The following is an 8,212-nucleotide window of genomic DNA, read 5'->3' as shown; positions in this document are numbered from 1 at the left end:
TCTCGGTCGAGGTCGGCAGTTAGTCGATCGTCAGCACGTCCACCTACACCAGCTTGCCCGGCACCATCGGCAAGGATCAGACGGTGTGCGTGCGGCATATGTCGTCGGCGCAGTTTTCCACCGGTACCGATACCCGGCTGACGGTGGGCGGCGTATCCGACACCTTCACCAGTACCACCCGAATGCCGCCGACAGCTCAGGGGCCCGCCATCGAGACCAGTGTCTCGAGCTACGACTTCGGCACGGTGAAAGTCGGCAGCAGCAGCACCGATCGCAACCTGAGCATCACCAGCAGCGGTACCGATCCGCTGGAGATCCAGAGCATCGCCATCTCTGGTGATTTCTCCGGCGCTCACCACTGCCCGCGCGTCCTCGAAGCCGGCAAGAGCTGCACGCTGATCGGGCGCTTCAAGCCCACCGTCACCGGAAAGCGCAGCGGCAGCATCACCATCACCAGCAACGCGCCGGGCAATCCCACGGTCGTCAGCCTGACCGGCAAGGGCGGCTGATCGAGGCAGGCTTTCGAGCCTTGTCTCCGCCAGGGGGCGGGGCTTCTCCACGGCCGCGCGAAGGGCAGCGGGGCTGATGGCACCTGTTTTGCTCGATCTCCGGTCATAGCGACACGGCGATCCGCCGTGCGAGGAGACGCCCATGCACACGAGCAGAAAACGCAGCACCACGCTGCTGCCGCAACCATGACCGGCCACGTCGACGCCGCCTGGCGCTTCGGCCGCAAGACCGGCCTGGTGCTGACGGCCGGCGGTTCGCGCGGCGCCTATCAGGCCGGCGTACTGAAACGGATCGGCGAGATTCCGGCCTTGCGTGGCGGTCCGTCGCCGTTTCCGATCGTCACCGGCGCTTCGGCGGGCGCGATCAACGGCACCCTGATCGCCGGTGGCAGCGAGGACTTTCACGACGCCACGCGCCGCCTGGCCAGGCTGTGGTCGCAGCTGCGCACCGAGCAGGTCTATCGCACCGATGTCCGTGCGCTGCTGCGCAATGGCTGGAAGCTCGGGCTTGATGTGGTGACCGGTGCGAACTTCGGCGCCGGCCGGGTCGCGTCGCTGCTCGATACCTCGCCGCTGCCGGCGTTCCTGAAGGAGCATCTGCCGATCGGCGGCGTCGGCCGGGCCATCGATGCCGGCCGGCTGTATGCCCTGGCGGTCACCGCGACCGGCTATCACTCCGGCAAGTCCTACACCTTCATCGAAGGCCGCAAGGGCCATCCGCTGTGGCTGAAAAGCCGGCGGGTGGCGCTGGCGACCAAGATCGGCATCGAGCATGTCTGTGCCTCGGCCTCGATTCCGGTGGTGTTTCCACCGGCGCCGGTGATGATCGACGGCGTCACCGCCTGGTTCGGTGACGGCGCGCTGCGTCTGACCACGCCGATGAGTCCGGCGATCCGCCTCGGTGCCAACCGGCTGCTGGCGATCGGCATTCGCTGTTCTGCCGCCGCCGACAACCTGACTCGCGCCGAACTGGCGCCGGCTGGTGAAGAAGATGCGATGACCCTGCGGCGGCCGCCGCTATCGCAGATCTGCGGCGTGTTCATGAACGCGGTGTTCCTCGATCATCTCGACGCCGATCTCGATCATCTGCGCCGGATGAACGAGCTGATCGCGGCGATGCCGGAGGCCAGCCGCGAAGCCGTCAACGGCAAGATGCGCGAGCCGATCAAGGTGGTCGAACCGCTGGCGATCTCGCCGTCGGAAGACCTGGCGGTGATCGCCAACGCGCTGAAGCACCGGATTCCGGCGACCGTGCGCTATCTGCTTGACGCGCTCGGCACGCCCGACGCACGCAGCGCCGATCTGACCAGCTACCTGCTGTTCGACGCCGAGTACACGCGGGAATTGATCCGCATCGGTTACCAGGATGCCTCGTCTCGGATCGACGAGATTGAGGCGTTTCTGCGTCAGCCGGCAGTGGCGGCCAGCCGCGGCGAGACCGCCGAGGAGTAGTGCCGGCCTCTGCAGTCATCGTCATCCCCGCGCAGGCGAGGATCCAGTTCTGACGTGAGTGCTCCGCCGAAAGCAGAAAACTGGATTCCCGCCTTCGCGGGAATGACAGAAGGGGTTTGGCGGTGAAACGAACAGCTAAGCCGCAGCCAGCATCCCCTGCCTCACGATGAACGCGATCACCTCGTCCAGCCCCACACCAGTCTTCAGGTTGGTGAACACGAACGGCCGCTCGCCACGCATCTTCCTGGCATCGCGATCCATCACTTCGAGCGACGCGCCGACGTATGGCGCCAGGTCGATCTTGTTGATGATCAGCAGATCGGACTTGGTGATGCCCGGCCCGCCCTTGCGCGGAATCTTGTCGCCGGCGGCGACGTCGATCACGTACAGCGTCAAGTCGGACAGTTCGGGACTGAAGGTCGCGGCGAGGTTGTCGCCGCCGCTCTCGACGATGATCAGATCGAGGTCGGCGAAGTCCTTGTTCAGCTCGTCGATCGCGGCGAGGTTCATCGAGGCATCTTCGCGGATCGCCGTGTGCGGACAGCCGCCGGTCTCGACGCCGCGGATACGCTCCGGTGCCAGCGCGGCGCTGCGGATCAGGAATTCCTGATCCTCGCGGGTGTAGATGTCGTTGGTGACCACGGCGATGTTGAAGTCGGCGCGCATGCGTTTGCACAGGCTGTCGACCAGCGCAGTCTTGCCTGAGCCCACTGGCCCGCCCACGCCCAGCCGCAGTGCTTCGGTTCGCGTCGTCATCGTCGTTTCGTCCTGAGGTCTGTCACAGCGTGCAGCAATGGTCATACCACGGTGGCCGTGCTGCGCAGGGGCGGATGACGTATTGCCCCCGCGTTCGTCACGCTCAAAGCAGCAGCGCGCCTTCATGGCGCAGCAGCCATTCCTTGCGTTCCAGGCCGCCGCCGTAGCCGGTGAGGTTGCCGTTGGCGCCGATCACCCGATGGCAGGGCACGATGATCGAGATCGGATTGCGGCCATTGGCGAGGCCGACCGCGCGCGAAGCCTTGGCATCGCCCAGCCTCGTCGCCAGTTCGCCGTAGCTGGTGGTCACGCCGAAGGGGATCTCCAGCAGCGCGGCCCAGACTCTTTGCTGGAACGCGGTGCCGACCGGCGCCAGCGGCAGATCGAAGCTCGTTCGCTTGCGATCGAAATACTCGCGCAGCTGCTCGATCACTGCCTTGAAGGGCGCCTCGTCCCAGCACCAGTCCGGCTGCTTCTGCGGCCAGACCTCCTGGCTCTCCATGTACAGGCCCTGCAGCGCCTGGCCATTGCCGAACAGCAGCAGCTCGCCGATCGGGCTCGGCGTGATGCAGTAGAGGGTCGCAGGCTTCGCCGTCGTCGCGGTCACCCCGGCCACCGCCTGTTTCAGTTCGTGTTTGCTCAGGCTCATCCGCCGGCCTCGGTGTTGGTGCCCATTCGCAGCAAGCGCCACAGGTACAGCGCGGCATAGGCGCGATACGGCCGCCAGGCTTCGGCGGCGGCATCGGCGGCTTTCGGCTTGATGCCGCCGAGGGCGTTGCACAGCGCCAGATCGCCGGTCGGAAAGGCATCGGCATCGCGGAGCGCGCGCATCGCGACGTAGTTCGACGTCCAGTGGCCAATGCCGGGAATCGCCCGGAAACGTTCCAGCTCGACCACGTGATCGCAGCCTGGCTCGAGCACCAGCTCGCCCGCGACGTAAGCCTTGGCGACGGCGTGAATGCTGGTCGCGCGGCGCTGGGTCAGGCCGAGATTGATCAAGGTTTGCAGCTCCGCTTCGGCGATCAGCGCAGCGCGCGGGCTGAAGAATTTCAGCTCGGCGAACGGCGTCACCACCGGCTCGCCGAAGGCCGCAGCGAAGCGGCTGAACAAGGTGGTCGCCGCCTTGACCGTGACTTGCTGGCCGACGATCGCGCGCAATACCAGCTCGAAGCCGTCGAAGCCGCCGGGCACGCGCAGGCCGGGCGTTGCATTGATCACCGGCGCGAGCCGGGCATCGCGACCGAGTACGGCGGCAATGGCAATCGGATCAGCTTCGAGATCGAGCAGCTGGCGCAGCTTCACGGTCAACAGCGGCAGCACCGGTTCCAGCGATGGCGACAGCTCGACGGCCAGCTGATCGACCTTCTTCGTGGCCGACACTGCGAGCCAGCCACGCGCGCCGGCAAGATTGACGGTGCGCAGATAACGGCCATCGACCACCGCTTCGACACCGGCCGCACCACGGCCACCGAGAAAGCCGAGCAGCGCGTCCCAGGCCAGCGGCGGCTGGTAGTCGAGCGTCAGACGCAGCGTGTCGCTGCTCACTCTCCGGTCTTCGGCTTGGGCTTCGGTTTGGTCAGGGCTTCGCCGGACAGCAGGCGCGCACGCAGGCGGCGCAGCAGTTCCGGATCGGCCTCGTCACCGAACAGCGCGCGACTGCGGCGCACCCCGTCAGCAAGCTGGAAGTTCAGCAGCATCAGCTGGCTTTTGACGATGCTCGACGGCAGCAAGCTCGCCTCGAAGGACGCGCCGTTGCCGTTCTCGACCGTCCACTTCGCGCTGCCCGTGTGGTCCGCTGCATGCCAGGTCAGCCGGGTCAACGCCTTCGGCCCGAAGCCGAGCAAGGTATGCCGACGCAGGCTGAACCAGGACAGCATCAGCAGCCCGGACAGCAGTAGCCCGGAGCTGTCCGGCGGCTGTGCGGCAAAGACCAACGCAGCCGCGACGATATGGACGATCACCAGCCCCTGCAGCCCGCGCAGGCTGGCGCGCGGGCGCAGATCAATCGTTGCGCTGAAGCTGTTCGATGACATGGGCGTACTGGGCAGGAGGCGGGGTCTGGCCGATGATCCAGGCCCAGAGATCCGGGTCTTCGCATTCCAGCAGGCGCAGGAACACCCACTGATCGTCAGGGCTGGCAGTCTCGTAATGGCGGGCAAGATAGCCACCGAACAGCACATCGAGTTCCTTCATGCCGCGGCGGCACAGGAAGCGGAGTCGGGCGAGATCGCTCATGGATGGGAAGGGTTCGAAAGAGGGTGGCGGATTATCACCCGATGGTGCGGCTGCTACACCAGCACTTGCCGAGTCCGTTTCGCAAACCAGTGAATCCGCTGCTCGACCTTCGGATCGATCATCACCTCAGGCCGTGCGCCGTTCGGACACGGCAGCCGCGGCGTGGTGCCGAACAGGCGGCAGATCAGCGGCCGTTCGCCGTAGACGGTGCAGCCGTTCTCGCCGAGATGCGGACAACTCAGTTCGGCCAGCGCTGCATCACGCGCCGCCGTGCTCTTGCGCGGCAACCGCGCCATCTCGGTAGACGACGCGGTGACCGGGCCGCAGCAGTCGTGGCAGCCGGACACGCAGGCGAACGACGGAATCTGCTTGCGCAGCGCGTCGATGACGCGATCGTCGTCGCTCAGACTCATGTCGATGTGCCCCGCTTCATCCTGGCCCAGACCTCGGCCCGCCCACAGGCTACCTATTTCGCCGGCCAGGGATCGGCCCAGGCCGGAATCTGCATCAGGCCATCGAGCCAGCGAACGATGTGGGGGAAGCCGGCCAGCGGCATCTGTGATTCCCGCCAGTAGCGCGCCATCGAGGCGAGCTGGAAATCGGCAATGGTCAGCCGACCACAGGCGACATGGCTACGACCGACCAGATGGCCGTCCAGCACTTTCGCGAATTTCAGAACGTCCGCAACGCCTGATTTCAGGCTTTCGAGGTCCGCAGGCCCGATACCGAATGTCGCCTTGACGATGTGCTCGAAGTAGAACGGCCCGATCGCCTGCGCCCAGTGACCGTCGTTCCACGACAGCCAGCGCAGCACTTCGACCTGCTCGGCCGGATGGTTTGCCGGCCACAGATCGGAACCCGCTTTGATGCACAGCTGCGCCATGATCGCCGACGATTCCCATAGCGCCTGATCGCCGTCGACCAAGGTCGGAGCCTTCATGTTGGGATTGAGCGCCGCGTAATCCGGCTTTCGAAGCCCACCGGCCATCATGTCGATTTCGACAAACTCGGCCTCGATGCCGAGATGCTTGACCAGCGCCAGGACCCGCAGCGGCGCCTGCGCCTTGAACCAGTAGATCTTCATGCTCGTTCTCCGTCCGAATGATGATGGCTTCCATGACTCGACGAACGAGCAGACCAGAAATCGACAGGGATGAGCATTTTGATGAGCGCTTTTGCGAGCCAACGAAAAAGGCGGCCCGAAGGCCGCCTCTGATCAACGCCAGCAGCCTTTAGCCACGTCTTTCGATCAGCATCTTCTTCGTCTCGGCAATCGCCAGCGCCGGGTTCAGACCCTTCGGGCAGGTCTTCGCGCAGTTCATGATCGTGTGGCAGCGATACAGCTTGAACGGATCCTCGAGCTGGTCCAGACGTTCGCCGGTGGCTTCGTCACGCGAGTCCACCAGCCAGCGGTAAGCCGCCATCAGTACGGCCGGGCCGAGGTAGCGATCACCGTTCCACCAGTAGCTCGGGCAGCTGGTCGAGCAGCAGGCGCAGAGAATGCATTCGTAGAGGCCGTCGAGCTTGGCGCGGTCTTCTTCGCTCTGCAGGCGCTCGCGGGTCGGCGCTGGCGTGTCGGTCTTCAGCCACGGCTCGATGGACGCGTACTGGGCGTAGAAATGAGTCAGGTCGGGAATCAGGTCCTTGATCACCGGCATGTGCGGCAGCGGGTAGATCTTGACCTCGCCCTTCACCTCGTCGCAGGCCTTGGTGCAGGCCAGGGTGTTGGTGCCGTCGATGTTCATCGCGCAGGAACCGCAGATGCCTTCGCGGCAGCTGCGGCGGAAGGTCAGGCTGGCGTCCATCTCGCTCTTGATCTTGATCAGCGCGTCCAGAACCATCGGGCCGCACTTATCCATGTCGATCTCGTAGGTATCGACGCGTGGGTTCGCCTGGGTGTCCGGATCGTAGCGATAGATCTTGAACGCGCGAACGTTCTTGGTGCCGGCCGGCGCCTTGAAAACCTTGCCGGCGCTGCGGTCGATCGTCGAGTTCTTCGGAAGGGTGAGCTGTGCCATGAGGTTGCTCCTAGGTTGAATCTGAATTTGAATCTGATTGGGAATCTGAAAAGAAGTGCTAGTTCAGGACAGCATCTTTGAGCTGGTCGTAAGCCGCAGCCGGCAACACGATGTCCACCAGCCGCCAGCGCAGGCCCGCGCGATCCATGACGACGGTTGCCGCGACCTGACCGCTGCGGCTCAACGCCGCGCTGAAACGATTGGCGGATTCGAAGCGGACATCGCCAAGACCACCATGAATGTCGCAGTTGGTCGGCACCGTGCCCTGCACGGTCAGCGAGCCGCCGTCGCAGATCGCAGCGACCAGGCCAACCGGCGTCAGCAAGCGTTCGACCAGCGGCTCGATCGGCACCTTGACCCCGGTCTGCGCGTAGCGCGTGCGGATGCGCGCGGCGACGTTGCTGCGCAGGCGCTCGACATCGACGTGCTCGGCCAGCGCTTCAGCGTTGCGCGACACCAGCGCATCCCGCAAACCTTGCAGACCGAGCAGCGGCGACACCAGGACCGCCATCACGGCAATCAGCAGCACCACGACCACGCCGATGATCAGGCCGCGATTCATGAGTGCTTTCCGGTCATGCGCGTTCGCGGACCTTAGTAGGTGCGCTTCTGCGGTGGGATGACCTTGGCTTCGTCATCGAGCACGGTCATGTGCACCGGGCGATAGCCGAAGGCAACACTCGTCGCCTCAGGCCGCCAGGCCAGCGTGTGCTTGGTCCACTCGCTATCGCTGCGATCCGGGAAATCCTCGTGGGCGTGGGCGCCGCGCGATTCATGACGGTTCTCGGCGGAAGCCACCGTGACCAGCGCCTGACCGAGCAGGTTATCCAGTTCCAGGGTTTCCATCAGGTCCGAATTCCAGACCAGCGAGCTGTCGCTGACCTTGACGTCGGCGAACGATTCGATGGTCTTCTTCATCTTCGCGACACCTTCGGTCAACGAAGTCGAAGTGCGGAACACGGCCGCGTGGCTCTGCATCGTCTTCTGCATTTCCAGACGAATTTCCGCCGTGCCGCGCGCACCGGTGTTCGAGTGACGCAGCTTGTCGAAGCGAGCAATCGCCTGCTCTTCCGACGCGGCCGAAATCTTGCCGTGCTTGGCGCCCGGCTTGACGATGGTCGCCGCGTGGAGTGCCGCCGCGCGGCCGAAGACGACGAGATCGAGCAGCGAGTTCGAGCCGAGGCGGTTGGCGCCGTGCACCGACACGCAGGCCGCTTCGCCGACGGCCATCAGGCCCGGAAT

12 protein-coding genes are annotated in these 8,212 nt (G+C 65.1%); 2 read left to right on the top strand and 10 right to left on the bottom strand.

The window, feature by feature from the left end:
- Window positions 1-53: 53 nt before the first annotated feature.
- Together QZY06_RS10365 and QZY06_RS10360 are read left to right on the top strand one after the other, a co-directional pair.
- On the top strand, window positions 54-509 hold the full coding sequence (locus tag QZY06_RS10365) for a choice-of-anchor D domain-containing protein (protein ID WP_295683755.1): 456 nt from the start codon (window positions 54-56) through the stop codon (window positions 507-509).
- 186 nt (window positions 510-695) lie between these two features.
- Complete coding sequence (locus QZY06_RS10360; RefSeq protein ID WP_295683753.1) at window positions 696-1,961, top strand: patatin-like phospholipase family protein; 1,266 nt, start codon at window positions 696-698, stop codon at window positions 1,959-1,961.
- Between the two features lie 135 nt (window positions 1,962-2,096).
- Here the strand turns inward: QZY06_RS10360 and ureG are convergent, their stop codons facing one another.
- The 10 genes from ureG to QZY06_RS10310 form a co-directional block, all read right to left on the bottom strand.
- Window positions 2,097-2,717: an urease accessory protein UreG gene (ureG, locus tag QZY06_RS10355; RefSeq protein WP_295683752.1), complete on the bottom strand. Its 621-nt coding sequence runs from the start codon at window positions 2,715-2,717 to the stop codon at window positions 2,097-2,099.
- 103 nt (window positions 2,718-2,820) lie between these two features.
- The gene (locus QZY06_RS10350) at window positions 2,821-3,366 is read right to left on the bottom strand and encodes a methylated-DNA--[protein]-cysteine S-methyltransferase (protein ID WP_295683749.1); all 546 of its coding nucleotides are present in this window, start codon (window positions 3,364-3,366) and stop codon (window positions 2,821-2,823) included.
- Window positions 3,363-4,262 carry a DNA-3-methyladenine glycosylase gene (locus QZY06_RS10345; RefSeq protein ID WP_295683746.1) on the bottom strand — a complete coding sequence of 300 codons (900 nt, stop codon included), beginning with the start codon at window positions 4,260-4,262 and terminating at the stop codon, window positions 3,363-3,365. Before QZY06_RS10345 ends, QZY06_RS10350 begins: the two co-directional genes overlap by 4 nt.
- The gene (locus QZY06_RS10340) at window positions 4,259-4,750 is read right to left on the bottom strand and encodes a protein YgfX (protein WP_295683745.1); all 492 of its coding nucleotides are present in this window, start codon (window positions 4,748-4,750) and stop codon (window positions 4,259-4,261) included. The genes QZY06_RS10345 and QZY06_RS10340 overlap by 4 nt, the downstream gene beginning before the upstream one ends.
- Window positions 4,719-4,952 carry a succinate dehydrogenase assembly factor 2 gene (locus tag QZY06_RS10335; RefSeq protein WP_295683743.1) on the bottom strand — a complete coding sequence of 78 codons (234 nt, stop codon included), beginning with the start codon at window positions 4,950-4,952 and terminating at the stop codon, window positions 4,719-4,721. Before QZY06_RS10335 ends, QZY06_RS10340 begins: the two co-directional genes overlap by 32 nt.
- 53 nt (window positions 4,953-5,005) lie before the next feature.
- Window positions 5,006-5,359 carry a YkgJ family cysteine cluster protein gene (locus QZY06_RS10330; protein WP_367275611.1) on the bottom strand — a complete coding sequence of 118 codons (354 nt, stop codon included), beginning with the start codon at window positions 5,357-5,359 and terminating at the stop codon, window positions 5,006-5,008.
- A 59-nt stretch (window positions 5,360-5,418) separates the two neighbouring features.
- Window positions 5,419-6,036, bottom strand: a complete 618-nt coding sequence (locus QZY06_RS10325; RefSeq protein WP_295683738.1) for a glutathione S-transferase family protein — start codon at window positions 6,034-6,036, stop codon at window positions 5,419-5,421.
- Between the two features lie 148 nt (window positions 6,037-6,184).
- A complete protein-coding gene (locus QZY06_RS10320; RefSeq protein WP_295683735.1) occupies window positions 6,185-6,970 on the bottom strand; it encodes a succinate dehydrogenase iron-sulfur subunit in 786 nt (261 codons plus the stop codon).
- A 58-nt stretch (window positions 6,971-7,028) separates the two neighbouring features.
- Complete coding sequence (locus QZY06_RS10315; RefSeq protein ID WP_295683732.1) at window positions 7,029-7,532, bottom strand: DUF2939 domain-containing protein; 504 nt, start codon at window positions 7,530-7,532, stop codon at window positions 7,029-7,031.
- Window positions 7,533-7,564: 32 nt separating this feature from the next.
- Window positions 7,565-8,212: FAD-binding protein (locus QZY06_RS10310; protein ID WP_295683729.1), on the bottom strand; the 648-nt coding region annotated here is incomplete at its 5' end.

It is taken from the genome of uncultured Nevskia sp., assembly GCF_903885465.1.
Classification (GTDB): domain Bacteria; phylum Pseudomonadota; class Gammaproteobacteria; order Nevskiales; family Nevskiaceae; genus Nevskia.
This window is presented reverse-complemented; position numbering and strand designations above follow the sequence as displayed.